Below are 18,780 nucleotides of genomic sequence, written 5' to 3' on the forward strand. Positions count from 1 at the left end.
TTAACTATGCCAGCACAAATCAAGGTATCAAAAGTCAATCACAACCTGATTTTTCATTTGACTAACTCAAACATCAGCTACATCCTAGGCGTCGAAGAACACGACGTTCTCACCCATTATTACTTTGGCAAACGGGTTAACGATTACTCGGGTGTTTTGAGCTATCCCCGATTGGACCGCTCATTTTCACCTAATTTCGCTGATGCGACTGACCGGAACTACTCAATTGACACGCTTCCCCAAGAATATCCGAGCTTTGGCGCCGGTGATTTTCGGGAGCCAGCCGTTGTCGTTGATCAGGCAAACGGATCATCAATCACGCAATTTGCTTATCAGGATTATCAAATAACTGATGGCAAACAAACCTTAGCTGGATTGCCAAGTACTTTCGCTGACTCAGCGGATGCTAAGACGCTGTCAATTAGGCTCTATGATCACGTTGCTAAGATTACTGTCAAGCTCAATTACACAATTTTTGCGGATTCAACCATTATTACCCGCAGCACCAAAATCGAAAATAACGGCGAGCAACCTGTTGATATCCGCCGGGCTACCAGCATGAACTTGGACATTCCGCGAAATAACTACCAGTTGCTTCAATTACCTGGCCGCTATGCAGAAGAACGCCAACTATTCATTGAGGATATTAATCCTGGCATCAAGGTGCTTGATTCAAAACGCAGTGCATCCAGTCACATGCAAAGCCCCTTCTTTGCCCTGGTAACGCCTGGTATTAACGAGCAAAGTGGCACCGCGTACGGGTTTAGCTTAATTTACAGTGGTAGCCATAAGAGTATGATTCAAAAGGACCCTTACGAACAGCTGCGCATCCAAATGGGTATTAACGACTTCAATTTCAATTGGCAGCTAGCCAAAAAGCAGTCATTCCAGACACCAGAAGTTATGATGAACTACAGCGATCATGGTTTAAACGCCCTTTCTCAAAGTTTCCATCAACTGATTCAGCACCACTTAATTCGGTCAAAATTTGTAGATAAGCCACGCCCGATTTTGATTAACAACTGGGAAGCCACCTATTTTGATTTTGACGAAGAAAAAATTCAGCGAATCATCAAGAAATCCGCTGAATTAGGGGTTGAACTATTCGTATTAGATGACGGCTGGTTCGGCCACCGCAACGACGATAAATCATCATTGGGTGATTGGTACGTTAACAAGCAAAAATTACCAAACGGCTTATCAAGCTTAGCCAACCTTACCCATAAGCTCAACATGAAGTTTGGCCTATGGTTTGAACCCGAAATGATTTCGGCTGACTCTGACCTTTACCGCGAGCACCCTGACTGGGCAATTCAGACACCCAATCGGCCAATGTCGCTGGGCCGTGATCAATATGTCCTGGACTTTGGCCGCAAAGAAATTCGCGATAATATTTTTAAACAAATGTGTGCCATTTTAGATCATGCCGATATCGATTATATTAAGTGGGACATGAACCGCAACATCACTGAGCTTTATAATCGCAACCTTCCCGCTGCTCAACAAGGAGAAGCGGCCCATCGCTACATTCTTGGGGTCTATGACTTTATGGATAAGCTCACAACCAGGTACCCCAACATTTTATTTGAAGGCTGTTCTGGTGGCGGTGGCCGCTTTGATGCCGGGATGCTTTACTACACGCCACAAATTTGGACGTCTGATAATACTGATGCGGCAGAACGGGTCCGGATTCAATATGGGACCAGCTTGGTCTTTCCACCGGTCGCAATGGGTGCCCACGTCTCAAAGGTAACCAATCCCAACACTGGTAGAACCATCGACATCAACTTTCGATCCATGGTAGCCAGTTCCGCCAACATGGGCTACGAACTCGATCCATTCACACTAACCGATGAACAGATCAAAGTCGTTGAGACAGAAAATCAGTGGTATAAGGATAATCGTGATCTCATTCAGTTTGGGCAGCTTTATCGCCTTATCAGTCCATTCAAAAATAACCAGGCAGCCTGGATGTTCGTCAACGATAATCAATCAGAAGCCATTGTGATGTTCTTTAACCTGATGAACCAACCTTCATACCCGTTAACCGTTTTAAAGCTCCAGGGCCTCGACCCAGATACTAAATACCAAATCAATGGTCACCAAATTGCCTATGGCAGTGAATTGATGAACCTTGGCTTCTACCCAATGGGCCAGCCAACCCATGACTTTACCAGCGCCCGCTTTGAAATTAAGAAAGTGTCGTCTCACGCTGAATGAGCTTCCCCTGTAACGTCAATTGGCGAATCGTTGATTTTTCTGATTGCAGCTCATTGACTAAAATCCGAACCGCTTCAGCACCAATTTCCATTGTTGGAATTTGGAAAGTCGTTAAGCTGGGAACTAAATACTTCGCAAAATCCAAGTCATCAAAACTGATGACCTGGATTTTTTGTGGTACCGAGACGTTTAGCTCATGCAAGCAGCGAAGGATACCCATCGCAATCGGATCAGAGGCGGCAATAATAGCGTTCATCCCTGGATAAGCCGTCACCAGTCGCTTGGTTGCTTCAAACCCAAATAATGGGGTCCACTCCCCAATCTCACAGTGGGCCGTTCTGGATTTTGCCGCCGCCATATCGATCTTAAATAATTTCTCCCGAATGTCGGCATGTTCGTGAATCTGCTTGCCATTAAGCCCAATACTGCGAAGACGGCCACCAATAAAGCCAATCTCCCGCAAGCCTTGATCCAATAACGCACCTAACGTATCCTCAAACATATCCGCCAGGTTAGGGCTAACCCGATTGGCAATTAAGTCACTAATTTGATTGTCCACTAAAACCAGGTGCTCGTTTTGGCTTCGCAATTTTTCAATAACCTGATCCTCAATTGAGCCAACTAAAACTAAGCCAGCGTATTTCGGCAAATCGTTCATCACCGGTGCTTCCTGCAGCCGATAAACCGTTTTGACTTTGTAATGCGCTTCTGCGGCCGCTTGAGAGACTCCCTGCATAATCACCCTGAAGTAAGCATCGTTAACCTCTTCTTGCTCGCTTAAAGTCGTAATCACGCAAAGTGAATGAACCCATTTCCGGCCATTTCGCTTGGTTGGTTGATAGTTATATTTTTTGATCATGTCCAAAACGCGCTGCCGGGTTTCAGCCGAAATCGATAGGGTTGGATCTTCACTTAAGACCCGCGAAACAACTCCGGGAGATACTTGGGCGAGCTTGGCTAATTGACGAATGTTAATCATGATGGAACTCCTTAGTGCTTTATTTTGAACTGAAGATTTGTTTACTTATAAAGTATATCAGACGAATGCACGATTACTCACTGGAAACAAAAAAAGCATCCGGTTTGTGACCCGAACGCTTTTAAACGTGTCTAATAGTTTCCTTGAATCACTAATTTCTTATTACCTGTAATGTAATTGCCATTTACTAGTTGGTAACGGGTTGTCAAATTGTGCTTAACAATCTTTTTGATGGTCAGATGGGTGCCTTTCTTATAATTGGTAACCTTGTTGGTCAAGTTCACCCGCTTGTAGGCATTAACGCCCTTTTTGTTAATAACAGTAATCTTGTTATTTTTAGGCATTGACTGGTAGTAAACTGGCACAACGTACTTTCGGTTCGCAGTAATATAGCCAACTTTGCCCGCGGTCTTGCTACCGTGGTTCACATCCCGAACCTTGTAACGAAGTGCACCATTCGTTGAACGAGCATAATCCACAACGACAAACATCGGTCGGCTAACTCGTTTAACTTTAGGATATTTGGCGATTCGTTGACTGTTCTTGAAATTAGAAGTCTTATATAGATAGATTCCCTTGGTTGCGTACACAGCGGCACCCTTCACAGCAGCATAATTGGGAACACTTGGCTGTTCAGTCACAGTTGGCTGTTTGCTAGGGGTTGGAACCGTTGGCGTTGTACTTGATTCCTGCTTTGCTAGTACCGGATTATCACTTGGACCTGACGGCACAACCGGCGCTGTCTTAGGCACAACGTGGACCGTCAAGTTGTCCGTATCCTTGGTTAATGTATAAGCAATTGGCTTCGGGTCAACTAATTGATAGCCGGCAGGCGCAACTGGTGTGTACTCACCAGTTTTGCCAACAAAGCCATCGATTGGCTCAGAATATACAATTGCGCCATTAGCATTATCATTCACATAGTTAACGGTTGCTGAGGCAGGCTGGTATTGATAGGTAACGGTGATGGATGTCGGAGTTATTTGACCATACATATTTATATCTAATGGTGGCGTACCATCAAAGGCGATTCCCGCTTTTGTGGCATCTAAAAAATTAACAAGTGCTTCAGAAATTGTGCTGAATGATTTCATGAACCCTTTATCCACCAGCGATTGAAATCCATCCATGTACTGATACGATATTTGGGGTGGATCATTAGGGTTAGATGGTTGAATTGTTCCAATTACTCGATTATTTGGAGTATCTAACAAAAAAGTCTTACTCGAAGTATTTGTATAAGCTTGAAAAGTCGGATCTGTTATGAACTTAACAGAGTGAAGCGTCTTCGCTGGATCATACCCTGGCACGCTCACATTAACACAATTTGCATTAGGATTAGCAACTACAATCGTAAATTGTTCCGGTGCTTTTAGCTGATTGCCCTTGGTATCGACCACATAAACCTTTGTTGTAATCTCAGTCGGTGTATCGTCAGCCTGAACATCATGAGACTGACCCCCAACTAAAAATACAAGGACAGTGGCTAAACACGCAAAGCACGCCATCATGATCCTCTTTATTATTTGATTCCTTATCATTATTTCCCCTCCAATTATAATAATGATAACTCAATTAACCATATCCATCTTTAGTATATGTGAATTATTTTTCAAAATCAAATTTAACAATCCTCTGGCAAAAAAAGAGCCAACCTAAAATAGATTGACTCTAAAACTTTATTCGATTAACATTCAACTATTAATCCAACTTCGTCTTATTCAAAACATTCAACTTATCATCGAAATCATAAACAACGGGTTCGCCAGTTGCCATTTCCAAGTTCATGATGTCTTCATCAGAAATGTTTTCGATGTACTTTGAGAGCGCACGTAATGAGTTACCATGAGCAGCGATGACCACGTTTTGGCCGTCAAGCAACTTAGGCGCAATTTGGTCTTCCCAGAATGGCATTACCCGTTCCAAAGTGACCTTCAGGTTTTCACCACCAGGGATAATATGGGGATCAAGGTTAGCGTAACGACGGTCATGGACAGCTGAACCTTCGTCGTCTGCTTTCAAAAGTGGTGGCAAAACATCGTATGAACGACGCCAGATGTGAACTTGGTCGTCACCGTACTTTTCAGCAGCCTTTTTCTTGTTATGGCCTTGAAGGGCACCATAATGACGCTCGTTTAAACGCCATGACTTAACTTCTGGAATCCAAAGTTGATCTGAGTATTCCAAAACGTAATGTAAAGTCTTGATTGCCCGGGTTAATACAGACGTGAACGCAAAGTCAAATTCAATTCCAGCTTGTTTGATTAACTTACCAGCATTGATTGCCTGCTTAACGCCTTCTTCACTTAAATCAACATCGACCCACCCAGTAAATTGGTTGGATAAATTCCATTCACTTTGACCATGACGAATTAAAACAAGTTTTGCCAATATTATTACCTCTTTCTCTTTTTGTCTATCAGTTGATTTTACACCAAATACGAACTTTTTTCAGCCTTTTTTAGGCCCATTTTTGTCCTCAGTTGCCACCACTGGTTTATCATGGCGCTTAACCCCCAGGATATCCAGAAAGAACGTAAAAATCGGCACCCCACAGATTAAGCCCCAGATGCCAAAGAAGTGCTCACCGACTAATAGTACCACAAAGGTATAAAAGATCGGCAAATTCGTCTTTGACGCCATAAAGTTAGGATTTAATACGTAGGCTTCAAAGGCGTGCACGATGATAATCGTAATGACCAAATACAAGACATCCTGAATCCCGCCAACTGAATAGCCGACAAGCGATAACGGGATAAACGAGATAATCACCCCGGCAACTGGAATCAAGCTGAGAATAAACACCATTAGCGCTAACACCGCCAGTTGTGGCAAATGCATGAATGCCATGGCAATCGTGGTTAAAATGGTATTGCAGATTGCGATGAAAAACTGAGCTTCAATCACAACCCCGAAGGTCGCCACAAACTTCTTACCAAAGAAATAAAGGTCTTGGAAGAACCAGCCAAAATCACTTTGAAGAAATAACCGGGAGAACTTATCCATTGTCGCCCTTTCAACCGTGAAAAAGAAGCTGAGGATCATCGATAAAAAGAACGTTAATCCCATTGTTCCAACACCGGCAACGTATCGCCAAATAAGGGAAACCCCGTTTTTCATTTGCGCCATAATATTACTCTGCTTAACAAATTCATTAAACCAGCGAATGGTTGTATCATCCGGAACGTTTTTAGGATTTGAATAAAAATTGATGATGTCTTGAGTCGCATTGAGCGCTTGATTAGCCACCATTGGAATGTATTTTGTAATTGCGTAATACATCCCCAAAATGACTAAAACATAAACAGCCGTCACAATCAAAGCGCTTGGGATTCTAATATACTGGCGAATCTTATTAGTGAGCTTAACCACCAACAAGCTAAAAATAAACGTCAATAAGACCGTACTCATCATGCTTCTAGTCACATAGAGTACAAAAATGACAAACATCAATACGACAAATCGTCGCAGCGCCACGTTATTAATGAATTTGGACCACGCCGTCAAACAACCAACTCCCTCAAACCCTACGGTAGATTTTTACTAGCGCCTTAATAATACCTTGCCAAGGCGGTTCTTAACAAGTGTGATTAGGTTTATTTAACTATTTTGGGATGGAAAGCTTGAGACCATTTATATCTCATCTCTCCAAGTGATGGTGCATCTTCGAATGGGGATGGTGAAGAACTCCATACAGAAAAAAGGTTGTCGTCATGTTTTTGCTCACATGGCTGCAATCTTTTTTGAGTCTTGATTACTTTTTGGGTGTTTTTTAAGATCGTCGAGAGTATAACTTTAGCGAATGTTCTATCTTATATAGATTAGGACCGCTCCGCAAAGTAGAAATCGGAGTGTAAGCCACTCCAACCAAAAAATTTCAAAACTGCTTAGTGGTTGACTTTAGGCTACATAGATTAGGACCGCTCCGCAAAGCAGAAAGCTGCACCTAAGCCACTCCGTTCAAAAATCCAAGCCCAGGATTTCTGAACGGAGTCACTTAGGCTCCGCTTTCTAACCGCTTTGCTCCGCGCGCTTACTTGTAATGCGCCTTCGTATAAGTCCCAATCGACTGATTATTATTATGGGCACCCTTAATCACATTTCTAACATCCTGGTCACTCATTGCATTTGAGTCGACGCCTGCCACACTGATTTTCTTTCTAGCACTGGCAATTTGGGATGCGGTGATTTCTTTACCATTGATTTCCTTTTCACCCGGAGTCACGGTAAATTCATTGGACCCCTTGTAATTAGCCGCTGCCTTCTTTTCTGATGAAGTTAGGCTTGCGCTGCTATTTGAGGCAACGTTTGGATTATTGTTGGTATTGCTGCTTGAATTAGATGATTCAAAGTCGTTAGAATTGCTGCTGGTACTGCCGTTAAGGGCACTATTGTTTTTATCCCGTAATTTTTCAGCCCTTTGTAAGATATCCTTGTAATATGACTGTTTAATTGATTTATCCGAGAAAATCTTATCCAAGGTACTATTCGACTCAGCGTACTTGCCTTCACCAGTCTGGTTTAGTGCCTGATTATAAATATCGTTATACTTCTTATCGTTTGCCTGAATGGTTTTGATCAGTGCTAACCGTGACTTGGCCCGATTCTTTAATAGTTCATTTCCTTTCTTAGTGTTAACGACCGATTGATAATTGCCCTTAGCAGCTGAAAACTGACGGTCATTAAATGAACTATTAGCGGACATGAACGATTGGGTCTGATTTAAAACCGTCGTTGCTTTTTCATCGTTAGGCTTTCTCTTTAAAGCATTTGTATATGCGGTTTCAGCAGCCGTATAGTTTTTATTTGAAAGCTGTACAGTCCCACGTTGCATGGCGTCCGTATAAAGCTTTTCATTCTGGCTGTGTCGGGCAAATGCATAACCACCAACCGAAAGCGCGATAACAAGGGTGATTACAATCCAAATCCATCTTTTCAAAGTGAAGCCCTCCTAAAAAAATAAGTGAGCGGAGCAGAGCGGTTAGAAACTGGAACATAAGTCTCCTCTAACAGAAATCCCTGGTTTGGGGGGATTTTTGTTGGTGGTACTTATGTGCAGAATTCTGCTTTGCATAGCTGTCCTAAATATTTATTCACGTTTATTATAACATTATTGGCCCACTGACATTCAAGCCCTCAGTTGCGTTAAAATAAGAATAATGAATAAGTGTCCCATCTCACGATAATAAGTAACATATCGATGACACTTTAGCAAAATCTAAAAACATATCTTTTAAACTTTCTACCATATTATATAACCAGTCCAGATGATTTCTGAGGCAAATTTTGTTACATTGATCATATTGTATCAAAGAAGGGAGTCCCAATCATGGCAAACGATTCCGAAGACTACATTAAGCAGCATATGTTCGGTAACCCCCAACTAAAGCCCGATGAAAAGCGTGCGTTTCTCGGTAACTTTAGGGAGCGGGTTGCCTTGGCCCTCACAATTAGTCAATTACGTCAGTCCGAGACGACGGCGATGGTTGAAAAAGTCATCACCAATTATCCTGAATACAGAATGTATTTGAACGGGAAAATGGATGATACGTTAATTGAAGATTACATGGGGATGGCAATTGACCATCATTATCAATTTACCGTCCTAGTTCAAAACGGTGTCCGGGTGGCCGCCCACACTGGCCCAAATGATTTTGGGTTAGTGATTGCCTCGCCAAATGAAAAGATTAAACGAAGAATTTTACTCTGAATCAAACGCCTAAAGATACCATACGACCTATTTTACAATATGTCGGGTGGTGTTTTTTGTTTTTAAATCACCCTAAACGAGTTCACGCGTCACGTTAATCCTTTCCATTAAAAATTAGCTCTCAGTTTCACTTCCTTGGCAAGTCGGTAAAAACGTGGCAAAATGAATTTGACAAACGGATTTACACAGCCTAATATTATTTTTAATTAATTTTATTGCGAAATTTCTAATAATTATTCAAGTTGAATCGAGGTTAGATTATGAAGCCCTATCAGTTACGAACGGTTGGTGACCGGGCAGTCTCCATTGAATTTCCAAACGAGATCAATCCAGAGATCAATCTACGGCTGCAGGCATTAGCAAAAATCATCACGGCGGACAAAATTACTGGCATTAGGGCCGTTATCCCCGCCTATCATACGTTGCTGGTTACTTTTAGCGCGATGGTCACAACCCCAGATTCACTTAAATCACGGCTAGACCAGATCATTGCCGATCAACTGGCTGCTCCACTCCCCTCTAAACGGACCCTAATCATTCCAGTCTGTTACGAAGAACCATTTGCACCAGACCTCGCAGACGTTGCTGATTATGCAGGTATTTCAGTCGATGAGGTCATTCAACGGCATACCAATCAATCCTATTTGATCTACTTCCTTGGCTTTTTACCCGGCTTTGCATACATGGCAAGCGTTGACAAAAAAATTGCCATGCCCCGTTTATCTAAACCCCGAGTTAAGATTCCAGCGGGAAGTGTTGGGATTGCCGGCATTCAAACGGGCTTTTATCCGGTCACCTCACCGGGTGGCTGGCGCCTCATCGGCAAGACGCCCTTAACGTTATACCAGCCAGAAAATCCTGAACCTTTTTACCACGCCGGCGACGAAATTAAATTTGAAGCCATCGACAAAGAAACGTTTGCGGCCATCCAAAGGGCCGACAAGCTTGGCCATTATCACGTAAAGGTGGTGAACGAAAATGCCTAACTTATCAGTTATTCAACCAGGGCTCCAAACAACAGTCCAAGATTTAGGCAGGGAGATCCACCAAATTGATGGCTTCCCCGTGTCCGGGAGCATGGATCAGTCATCCCACCGGCTTGCTAACTTATTAGTCGGCAATCCTGGCAGAACAGCTTGCTTGGAATTTGCGTTAACTGGACCAACGCTGATTTTTCGGACAGCCACGTTTATCGCAGTTACGGGTGCTCAATTCTCACCAACCTTAAATGGAGACCCCATCCCACAAAATCAAGCCATTCAAATCCACAAAAACGATCAGTTAGAAATTGGAACAGCGAAAACTGGCCGCTATGGTTATCTGGCAATCAAAGGTGGCATCAAGGTTCCCATTGTTATGGATAGCCGCTCAACGACATTAAGAATTGGCATTGGCGGCTTCCATGGCAGAGCCCTGGTGGCTGGTGACCAATTACCAATTCAAACCCAAAATACGCTTTCCAGTTACGCTCACCGACGAGCTCCCCAAGAATTTCTAACCAGCTTCCGTAACCCGTTAACAATGCTTCAAAATCCGCTCACAATTCGAATCTTAAAGGGCCCTCAGTGGGAGTTGTTTTCAAAAGCAGATCAAGCCCGGCTCCAAAATCAGCAGTATCAACTCACCAGTGAGGCAGATCGCATGGGCTACCGTTTAGCTGGCAAACCATTGACTACCAGTACACAGAGCCTGCTTTCTGAGGCAACCGTCTTTGGCGGGATTCAAATCACCACTAACGGCCAACCAATTGTTTTACTGGCAGACCGGCAGACAACGGGTGGCTATCCAGTCATCGCAACCATTTTCACAGTTGATATCGGTAAGATCGTTCAGTGTCAAAATCACCAGCTGATTCAGTTCCAGTTAGCGGATCTACAATCAGCGGAAAATGACATTCAAAGGCAAAGTCAATTGCTCCAGCGTTTAAAGGCCGAATTTAATGACCAGCGCTATCAAGAGCCAATTGGAATTAACCGAGCAGCGGCCCAGCGGATTCAGGAACTGTTTTAAGGATAGCGCCATCAAGCAGAATTCTGCGTGTAAGCTACCCCTGCCAAAATCCTGAGACCGGGAGTACACTTCCAAGCTACCAAGATCTAGTATTTTAGTCATCATAGATTAGGACCGCTCCTCCAGGCAGCAATCTGCGTGTAATCACCTCCAGCAAAAATTCCAAAACCAGGAATTCCCGCTGGAGGAGACTTACACTCCGATTGCTAACCGCCTGGATCCGCTCACTATACTTTAGGAGGCGTCAAAAATATGAACATCGAGACAATCCGAGAACTTGCGAAAATTTTGAAAGATAATAACCTGTCAGAATTAACGTATCAGTCCGGAAATCAACAGCTCAAATTAAAACAAAAGTTAAGCCAATCAACACAATCGGTATCTACCAATCTTTCACAAGACTCTCCCACTCAAGCTGAGGAGCCGAAAACCATTAATGCCACCACCATTGGGACTTTTTATTCTTCCAAATCACCCGATGATCCCCCCTTTGTCTCGGTTGGCGACCCAATCGCGGTGGGTGACACGATTGGGATTATCGAGGCCATGAAGGTCATGAATGAAATCAAAGCCGATAAAGCGGGAACGGTTACCCAGATTCTCGCTACGGACGGTCAAGGAGTTGAGTTTGATGAACCACTTATTCAACTTGCATAAACCAATTAACCAGTGGCCATTTCACAAGGTATTAGTCGCCAACCGTGGCGAGATTGCTGTCCGAATTATCCGAGCCTGTCATCAGTTAGGCCTACAAACCGTGGCAATCTACTCGACTGCTGACAAGGATGCACTCCACACCAAACTAGCCGATTCAGCCATTTGTATTGGTCCAGCAAATGCAGCTAATAGCTATTTGAACATCAACAACATTATTACCGCTGCTCAATTAACCGGGGCTGACGCGATTCATCCCGGTTATGGCTTTCTTTCAGAAAACGCCGATTTTGCCCGGGCTTGTGAACAGAACCATCTCATTTTCATCGGTCCAAACGCCGATGCAATTTCCCTGCTTGGCAACAAAGAACAAGCCAGAGAAACGATGAAGCAAGCGGGAATGCCACTCGTTAAGGGGAGCCCCACCGTTTTAACGGACTCAAAAGTCGCATTAGCTGAAGCGAAAAAAATTGGCTTTCCCATCATGATTAAGGCAAGCGCTGGTGGCGGTGGTAAGGGAATGCGTGTCGTTGATTATCCTGAACAATTTGAGAGTACCTTTGATCTCTGCCAGGATGAAGCTAGATCTGCATTTGACGATGACCACATGTATCTCGAACAGTACCTAACCCATCCCAGGCACATCGAAATACAGTTAATTGCTGACAAAGCTGGCAAGGTTCTGGCAATCGGTGAGCGGGACTGTACGATCCAAGCCAATCACCAAAAAGTAATGGAAGAAGCCCCAGCAGTTGCCTTAGATGACGCCACCCGCCAAAAGATGTTTTCCACTTGTGAACAAGCTGTTGGTAAGCTCCACTATGAAGGTGTTGGCACCGTCGAATTCTTATATAACGGCCCTGGCGCGTTCTACTTCATGGAAATGAATACCCGGATCCAAGTCGAACATCCAATTACCGAGCAAACGACTAATCTTGACCTTATCGACGCCCAATTCAGGGTAGCCGCTGGTGAAACCCTCGTCGATACAAGACCCACCGTTTCAAATTTTGCTTTGGAATGTCGCATTACTGCTTTAACTCCTGGAAAGATTACCGGCCTTCACTTACCTGGTGGCCTGGGGGTTCGAGTTGATACCGCGCTTTACCAAGGCTACACAGTGCCACCTAACTATGATGCAATGATCGCTAAACTCATCGTTTTTGGTCCTAATCGCCCCGCTGTTTTAAATAAAATGCGCAACGTGATTGATGAAACCGTCATTAGTGGTATTTCAACCAATTTAGAACTATTAGCCCAGCTACTCGCTGAACCTGACTTGATTGCAGAAAAGACTGACGTTAATTGGTTGGATCAACAACTTGCCCAAAAGGAGGCAGATACCTATGACAATTAACCTCGCTAATGTATCGCCCGTATCACTTCGGCAACTCATCCGCAGTGGTGACTTTACAGGCCAAACAAGTGGTCTTTGCCCTGGCTACACACAAGCCAACTTAGTCATCTTGCCCCGCAGCCTTGCTTATGACTTTTTACTTTTTACCCAACAGAATCCTCGGCCCTGTCCCGTGTTAGAGGTAAGCGATACTGGTAGCCGAAAATTACATGAGTTTGCCAGCGACGTTGACCTTGCCAATGATTTTCCACAATATCGAGTTTATCGAAACGGTCAGGTTGCCGCTGAAGTCACTTCGGTCGCCGATATCTGGCAGGATGATTTTGTTAGTTTCATTATTGGCTGCAGTTTTTCATTTGAATCCGAATTACTAGCGGCTGGTATTGAAGTTCGAAACATCACGGAAAAGGTGAACGTGCCGATGTTTAATACCAACATTCCGTTGAAATCCGCTGGTCCTTTTCACGGCAACATGGTCGTCAGCATGCGTCCCATCCCTGAATCACAAATTCCAACCGCCGTTCAGGTCACTGGCGCAATGCCCAAAGTTCATGGCGCTCCCATCCAAATTGGCGATCCACAAGCAATTGGCATCACTGACCTTAATCACCCCGACTACGGCGATTCGGTCACAATCAACCCTGGTGAACAGCCCGTATTCTGGCCGTGCGGGGTTACCCCACAAAACGTCATTATGCAGACGAAGCCGCCATTGGTCATTACCCACGCGCCTGGTCATATGTTGGTAACGGATGTTGTGAATGCAACGCTGAAATATTAATAGGACAGCTGCGCAGAGCAGAAATCTGCGTGTAAGCACCTATCGAAAAAATTCCAAAACCAGGAATTTCCTCGATAGGAGACTTACACTCCGATTTCTAACCGCTCTGCTCCGCTCACTTTACTTAGGAGGTTCTTCAAAATGACAACAATTGATTTAAATAGCGACCTTGGTGAAAGCTATGGTCGTTATCATTTAGGTAACGATGATCAGGTAATTCCTTTAATTAGTTCTGCCAACATTGCCTGTGGCTTTCATGCTGGCGATCCTGACGTGATGTATCAGACCGTTTCCATGGCTGAAAAAGCCGGTGTTGGCGTCGGTGCTCACCCAGGCTTTCCAGATCTTGATGGCTTTGGCCGCCGAAAGATGGACCTTTCACCGGACGCCGTTACACACATGGTAACCTACCAAATCGCCGCGTTAGCCGGATTCACCAAAACGCATCGTTTGCACCACGTTAAAGCTCATGGTGCCTTATACAACGCCGCTGGCAAAGACCTTACCTTGGCAACCGCAATCTGTAAGGGCATCAAAGCTGAAGATCCTCATTTACTGGTTTATGCGCTATCAAACAGCGCTTTAGTGACCGCAGCAAACAATCTCGGTCTTCCAGTTGCCCAGGAAGTATTTGCAGATCGTAATTATCAAGCAGATGGCAGCTTAGTTCCGAGAAGCCAGCCCAATGCCGTTTTACACGACCCTGACGCAATTGCAAAACGCACAATTTCAATGATTAAAACCCAATCGGTGGTAGCCGTAACGGGCGAAACGGTCCCAATCAAGGTTGATTCAATCTGCGTCCACGGTGATAACGGCGCAGCCTTAGAAATTGTTAAACACCTCACCCAAGCACTCAAACAAGAAGGTATTGCCATTAAAACCCGTTAATTTGAAAGGAAAATGCTTATGAAAAACTCCCAAATTCCCAATCCCGCAAAGGATAAACGAATCCGCAGTGCCGCGCTTGGAGCCGCCTTTTTAATGGCCATGGCCGCAGTTGGCCCAGGCTTTTTAACCCAAACTGCCATGTTCACTGGCCAGCTAGGGGCCAACTTTGGCTTTGCAATTCTCATATGTATTCTTGTCGATATCGTTGTTCAATTAAACATTTGGCGAATTATTATTGTTTCTGGGAAACGCGCGCAAGTGATTGCTAACGAGGTGTTCCCTGGCTTAGGTTATTTACTTTCATTTTTAGTTGCCATGGGCGGATTATTCTTCAACATTGGTAACATTGGTGGTGCTGGTTTAGGCCTCAACGTCCTTTTTGGCATTTCACCAGAAAATGGTGCTTTGATCGCGGCCGCAATTGCGATCAGCGTTCTCATTATCAAAAACGCCCTCAAAGCAATGGACATCACGGTTCAGATTTTAGCAGTTATTAAAATTGGTATTTTACTTTATATTTTATCCGTGATGACCGTTCCCTATGGCACTGCGGCGGTTCATGCCTTTGACCCTTCAAACGTTAATTTTTATTCCATCGTTACCATTGTTGGTGGTACTGTGGGTGGTTACATCTCATTTTCAGGTGGTCATCGATTACTAGAAGGTGGTGCCAAGGGGCCTGAAAGTATCAAGTACGTTAACGAAGGCGCCCTAACCGGAATTGGAATTGCGTCAGTTATTCGGGTCATGCTATTCTTGGCAGGATTAGCGGTTGTTACCGCCGGCTTTAAGTTAGACCCAGCCAATCCAGCTGCCTCAATCTTTAAGTACGCAGCTGGCAACTTTGGCTATAAGTTCTTTGGCCTTCTCTTATTTGCTTCAGGGATGTCCTCTACATTAGGTTCAACGTTTACGTCTACCTCATTTTTGGATTACGCGGTAAGTGATCGGACGGGTGTGATGTTCAAACGTTATCGTAGTAGCTTCATCATTGGTTTCATTATTGTTTCAACGGCGATCTTTTATTTCATTGGCAGCCCAGCCAAAGTATTAGTTGTCGTTGGCGCAATCAATGGTTTCGTCTTACCAATTGCTTTAGCAATCTTACTGGTAGCTGCAAGGAAAAAGCCGATCATGGGTGTTTCCTACCACCATCCTGCTTGGTTAACATGGACAGGTTGGTTGGTAGTGGCTTTCATGGCTTACGCGGGTGTGCGGACGATTATGATGCTATTCGCATAGTGAGCGGAGTCAGGCGGTTAGAAACTGGAATATAAGTCTTCTCACCCAGAAATTCCTGGGCTTGGAATTTTTGGGTGAGGTGCTTATATGTAAATTTCTGCCTGACGCAGCGGTCCTAAAAACAGTGAGCGAAGCAAAGCGGTTAGAAAGCGGAGCCTAAGTGACTCCGTTCGGAAATCCCTGGGTTTGAGGTTTTTGAACGGAGTGGCTTAGGTGCAGCTTTCTGCTTTGAGGAGCGGTCCTAATCTATATAAGATAGAACCCCCCAAAAACAACCTCACTCCATACAATCGCAAATCCGTATCTCTATTTACATCCATAACTCATTACCTAAAATCATTAAAAAAGGTCTGTGACCCCACCAATTGGAACTAACCAATCAGTGAAGTCACAGACCTTTTATGTAAAATATCCAATTTAAACCACCAGGGCTAATAAAAAGACGGCACACAATCCTAACACAACTGAAATTGCCATTGACCTTGTCCAATAGGCAATCCCAATCACAATAACCGCAGCAATCATTTCTGGCGCCCGATTCACAACTGATACCACGTAGTCTGGGGTAATAAAAATATCCTTTACAACTAGTGCTGTGAATAGCGATACTGGCACATACCGCATCCATTCGTTGAACCAGTTAGGAATCTTGCGGGTTCGAAAAAATAGTAGTGGAATTAATCGTGGTGCAAACGCCACGCAAAAACATCCTAATATCAACCAAACGTGTTGTGTCGTGTTCCATTCCATAAAAACTAACTCCTACTCATCAACGTCTTCAGGTGACCCAGCTGGATTCTTAATGTGCCTTAATAGACTGCTGTTCGGGAAAAATTTTCTAATAGAGGCTTCTGCCATAAACCCAATAAATGATGCGACGATTGTCGAAATAACCAATCCTAGCGTTGATTTGGTCAAAACCATAAAGTAAGCGGCCAAAAAACCGGATAGGATACAAATCAAAATAATTAACCCATTCTTCAATTGCACCACAATCATGTACAGGAATAGCGCGGTCAAGGCAAAATGCACAATTGTCAGATCAATGTGAATTGCGCTACCAATCAAACTGCCAATCAGATTACTAATTGTCCAAAAGACCAGCGTCATGTGTTCAACGTGCAATGCCTCTTTAGGCGTAAACTTCTTATCCGTCGAAAACTTTAAATAATTAAGCGCATAATTTTCGTCATTCATCGACGCCGCAAATAACGCGGTAAACCCTAATGATTGACCATGTAAGTATTTCGAAAGGCTTGATCCCAATAATGCATAACGCAGTTCTAGAAAGAACATCATCAAAATAACCGAATACATTGGTGCACTGGTAGCCAATAGTGATGCAATCAAAAACTGCGCGCCACCTGAAAACACCATCACAGAAACCATCAACGTGGTCCACACGTTGAATCCAGAAGCGTTCAATAAAATACCACATGCCAAGCCAATTGGAATGTAACTTAAATCAACTGGCAGCGATGCATCTAGAATTCTACGCCAGTATGGCAGCTTCTCTCTAGATTTCGCTATGTTTTTACCCAAAAGGATTCCTCCATCATTAAGCAATAACTAACCTACTTCAGTGTAAAAATCATGTAAACACAATCCAGGTACAATTATATTGGATATCGTCCAATTAATAAACACTTTTAAGCAATTGTTTTGTTAAAATAGCCGCAAAATCGCCCGCCATAGGAGAATAAATGGGTTTGCTTTTTTCACAGCCTTCTGAGTAACCAACTGAATTTTGCTGTAGTAGCCCCGTAAATACTTGGGCAAGACATCTTTCAATGTCAGATGAGCCTTGCCTGCATGAGTCCCCTTCTTCGCCGGAGCAGTAATTTTTTGATTCAACTTGACAAACTTGCCACGAACTTGCCGCTTCGTTACGGACTTTGGTGCCCATACCCAAGTAGTTTGCTTGGTGACTGCTTGAACAGAAGTCTGCTTACCATCGGGAACCCCGGCCTTGCCAACGCCTTGAATCTGACTGCCTTTTTTGAGGGTAATGGGATGCTGCTTAGTAAAGACATACCGCATCAGTTTGGCAGTTTGGGTAAATCGAGCTGGGTCACTGGCTCCTTGATTGCGAGCACCTAAAACAACCGTAACAATTCGGTGTTTGCCCCGGGTAGCCGACCCCACAAAACAGGCGCCAGCTTTATCAGATGTTCCGGTCTTCAAGCCATCAACAGTCACCCCAGTAGCAATCTGCCTATCGTTAAGCAGCTGATTATGGCCAGCAATCGCCTTGCCGTAAAATCGTGACTGGGATTGCTTCGTAATCTTGGTTACTTTGGGAAATTCCTTAACCAATCGGCTAGCTAACAAGGCAACGTCACTAGCAGACAACTCATTTTCAGCGTTAGCACCCACATGTGGCAATGCCAATTTACCAGTCAGTTTGTTAGTCAGACCAGAAGCGTTATAAAATTTGGCATCCGTAATGCCAAGCTTCCGAGCCGTTTGATCCATCAGTCGGGAAAATTTCACCGGCGTCCCAGCAATTTTTTGTCCCAACGCCAAGGCAGCAGCGTTTGCTGAAGCTACTAGAGTTGCGTTTACTAATTGCCGAACTGAGTAAGACTTGCCAGCCACCAACGGCACGTTAGTCAACTCAGCCGCCGTGCTCAGCTTTGCAAGGGCTGGTGAAATTTTAACTTGATCACCCCATGCTAACTTTTTTTGTTTGATTTGGTGATGAACGATATAAATAGTCATTAATTTTGAAACTGATGCAATTGGTAATGCTTGATGGGCATTTTTTTGATACAAGATTTGGCCAGTATTAGCGTCAACGGCAACCGCCGCTTTTGCAGCAATCGTTGGCTGAGCGGCGGCCCTTACGCGCACACTAGCCGCCCCACTAAAGGACAATAAAAAAGTGCCAATTAAGGCAATTACTAGTTTGAATCGTAACTTCATAAGAATCCCTT

Annotated in this window: 17 protein-coding genes; 9 read left to right on the forward strand and 8 right to left on the reverse strand. The window is 44.0% G+C overall.

Annotation, left to right across the window (positions count from 1 at the left end; genetic code table 11):
* The first annotated feature begins 6 nt into the window (after positions 1–6).
* On the forward strand, positions 7–2,220 hold the full coding sequence (locus FC98_RS03940) for an alpha-galactosidase (protein ID WP_056949229.1): 2,214 nt from the start codon (positions 7–9) through the stop codon (positions 2,218–2,220).
* Here FC98_RS03940 and FC98_RS03945 read toward each other — a convergent pair.
* The 5 genes from FC98_RS03945 to FC98_RS03965 all read right to left on the reverse strand — a co-directional run bounded on the left by FC98_RS03945 (position 2,192) and on the right by FC98_RS03965 (position 8,138).
* On the reverse strand, positions 2,192–3,199 hold the full coding sequence (locus FC98_RS03945; protein WP_008856110.1) for a LacI family DNA-binding transcriptional regulator: 1,008 nt from the start codon (positions 3,197–3,199) through the stop codon (positions 2,192–2,194). The genes FC98_RS03940 and FC98_RS03945 overlap by 29 nt on opposite strands.
* Before the next feature lie 131 nt (positions 3,200–3,330).
* Positions 3,331–4,740 (reverse strand): DUF5776 domain-containing protein, encoded by a 1,410-nt coding sequence (locus FC98_RS15395; RefSeq protein ID WP_008856111.1) that lies wholly within the window; start codon positions 4,738–4,740, stop codon positions 3,331–3,333.
* A gap of 160 nt (positions 4,741–4,900) precedes the next feature.
* Positions 4,901–5,590, reverse strand: a complete 690-nt coding sequence (locus FC98_RS03955) for a 2,3-diphosphoglycerate-dependent phosphoglycerate mutase (RefSeq protein WP_008856112.1) — start codon at positions 5,588–5,590, stop codon at positions 4,901–4,903.
* Between the two features lie 60 nt (positions 5,591–5,650).
* Positions 5,651–6,649 (reverse strand): AI-2E family transporter, encoded by a 999-nt coding sequence (locus tag FC98_RS03960; protein ID WP_008856113.1) that lies wholly within the window; start codon positions 6,647–6,649, stop codon positions 5,651–5,653.
* Between the two features lie 583 nt (positions 6,650–7,232).
* Entirely contained in the window at positions 7,233–8,138 is a 906-nt protein-coding gene (locus FC98_RS03965; protein WP_054655048.1) for an outer membrane protein assembly factor BamD, read from the reverse strand.
* A gap of 390 nt (positions 8,139–8,528) precedes the next feature.
* On the opposite strand from FC98_RS03965, the gene FC98_RS03970 reads away from it, so the two are divergent.
* From FC98_RS03970 to FC98_RS04005, 8 genes are all read left to right on the forward strand, one after another.
* Positions 8,529–8,909: a YueI family protein gene (locus tag FC98_RS03970; RefSeq protein WP_054655050.1), complete on the forward strand. Its 381-nt coding sequence runs from the start codon at positions 8,529–8,531 to the stop codon at positions 8,907–8,909.
* A 260-nt stretch (positions 8,910–9,169) separates the two neighbouring features.
* A complete protein-coding gene (gene pxpB / locus FC98_RS03975) occupies positions 9,170–9,895 on the forward strand; it encodes a 5-oxoprolinase subunit PxpB (protein WP_008856116.1) in 726 nt (241 codons plus the stop codon).
* Positions 9,888–10,919 (forward strand): 5-oxoprolinase subunit C family protein, encoded by a 1,032-nt coding sequence (locus FC98_RS03980; RefSeq protein ID WP_008856117.1) that lies wholly within the window; start codon positions 9,888–9,890, stop codon positions 10,917–10,919. Before pxpB ends, FC98_RS03980 begins: the two co-directional genes overlap by 8 nt.
* Positions 10,920–11,171: 252 nt before the next feature.
* Entirely contained in the window at positions 11,172–11,576 is a 405-nt protein-coding gene (locus tag FC98_RS03985; protein WP_008856118.1) for an acetyl-CoA carboxylase biotin carboxyl carrier protein, read from the forward strand.
* Positions 11,551–12,930, forward strand: a complete 1,380-nt coding sequence (locus FC98_RS03990; RefSeq protein ID WP_008856119.1) for an acetyl-CoA carboxylase biotin carboxylase subunit — start codon at positions 11,551–11,553, stop codon at positions 12,928–12,930. The genes FC98_RS03985 and FC98_RS03990 overlap by 26 nt, the downstream gene beginning before the upstream one ends.
* Positions 12,920–13,711, forward strand: a complete 792-nt coding sequence (locus FC98_RS03995; RefSeq protein WP_202812861.1) for a putative hydro-lyase — start codon at positions 12,920–12,922, stop codon at positions 13,709–13,711. The genes FC98_RS03990 and FC98_RS03995 overlap by 11 nt, the downstream gene beginning before the upstream one ends.
* Positions 13,712–13,852: 141 nt before the next feature.
* Positions 13,853–14,602: a LamB/YcsF family protein gene (locus tag FC98_RS04000; protein ID WP_008856121.1), complete on the forward strand. Its 750-nt coding sequence runs from the start codon at positions 13,853–13,855 to the stop codon at positions 14,600–14,602.
* A gap of 12 nt (positions 14,603–14,614) precedes the next feature.
* The gene (locus FC98_RS04005) at positions 14,615–15,844 is read left to right on the forward strand and encodes an NRAMP family divalent metal transporter (RefSeq protein WP_008856122.1); all 1,230 of its coding nucleotides are present in this window, start codon (positions 14,615–14,617) and stop codon (positions 15,842–15,844) included.
* 417 nt (positions 15,845–16,261) lie between these two features.
* On the opposite strand, the gene FC98_RS04010 is transcribed toward FC98_RS04005, so the two are convergent.
* From FC98_RS04010 to FC98_RS04020, 3 genes are all read right to left on the reverse strand, one after another.
* Positions 16,262–16,594, reverse strand: a complete 333-nt coding sequence (locus FC98_RS04010; protein ID WP_056949230.1) for an AzlD domain-containing protein — start codon at positions 16,592–16,594, stop codon at positions 16,262–16,264.
* 12 nt (positions 16,595–16,606) lie between these two features.
* On the reverse strand, positions 16,607–17,386 hold the full coding sequence (locus tag FC98_RS04015) for an AzlC family ABC transporter permease (RefSeq protein ID WP_054655053.1): 780 nt from the start codon (positions 17,384–17,386) through the stop codon (positions 16,607–16,609).
* A gap of 123 nt (positions 17,387–17,509) precedes the next feature.
* The gene (locus FC98_RS04020) at positions 17,510–18,769 is read right to left on the reverse strand and encodes a D-alanyl-D-alanine carboxypeptidase family protein (protein ID WP_008856125.1); all 1,260 of its coding nucleotides are present in this window, start codon (positions 18,767–18,769) and stop codon (positions 17,510–17,512) included.
* Positions 18,770–18,780: the final 11 nt, after the last annotated feature.

This window comes from Lentilactobacillus kisonensis DSM 19906 = JCM 15041, assembly GCF_001434135.1.
GTDB lineage: Bacteria > Bacillota > Bacilli > Lactobacillales > Lactobacillaceae > Lentilactobacillus > Lentilactobacillus kisonensis.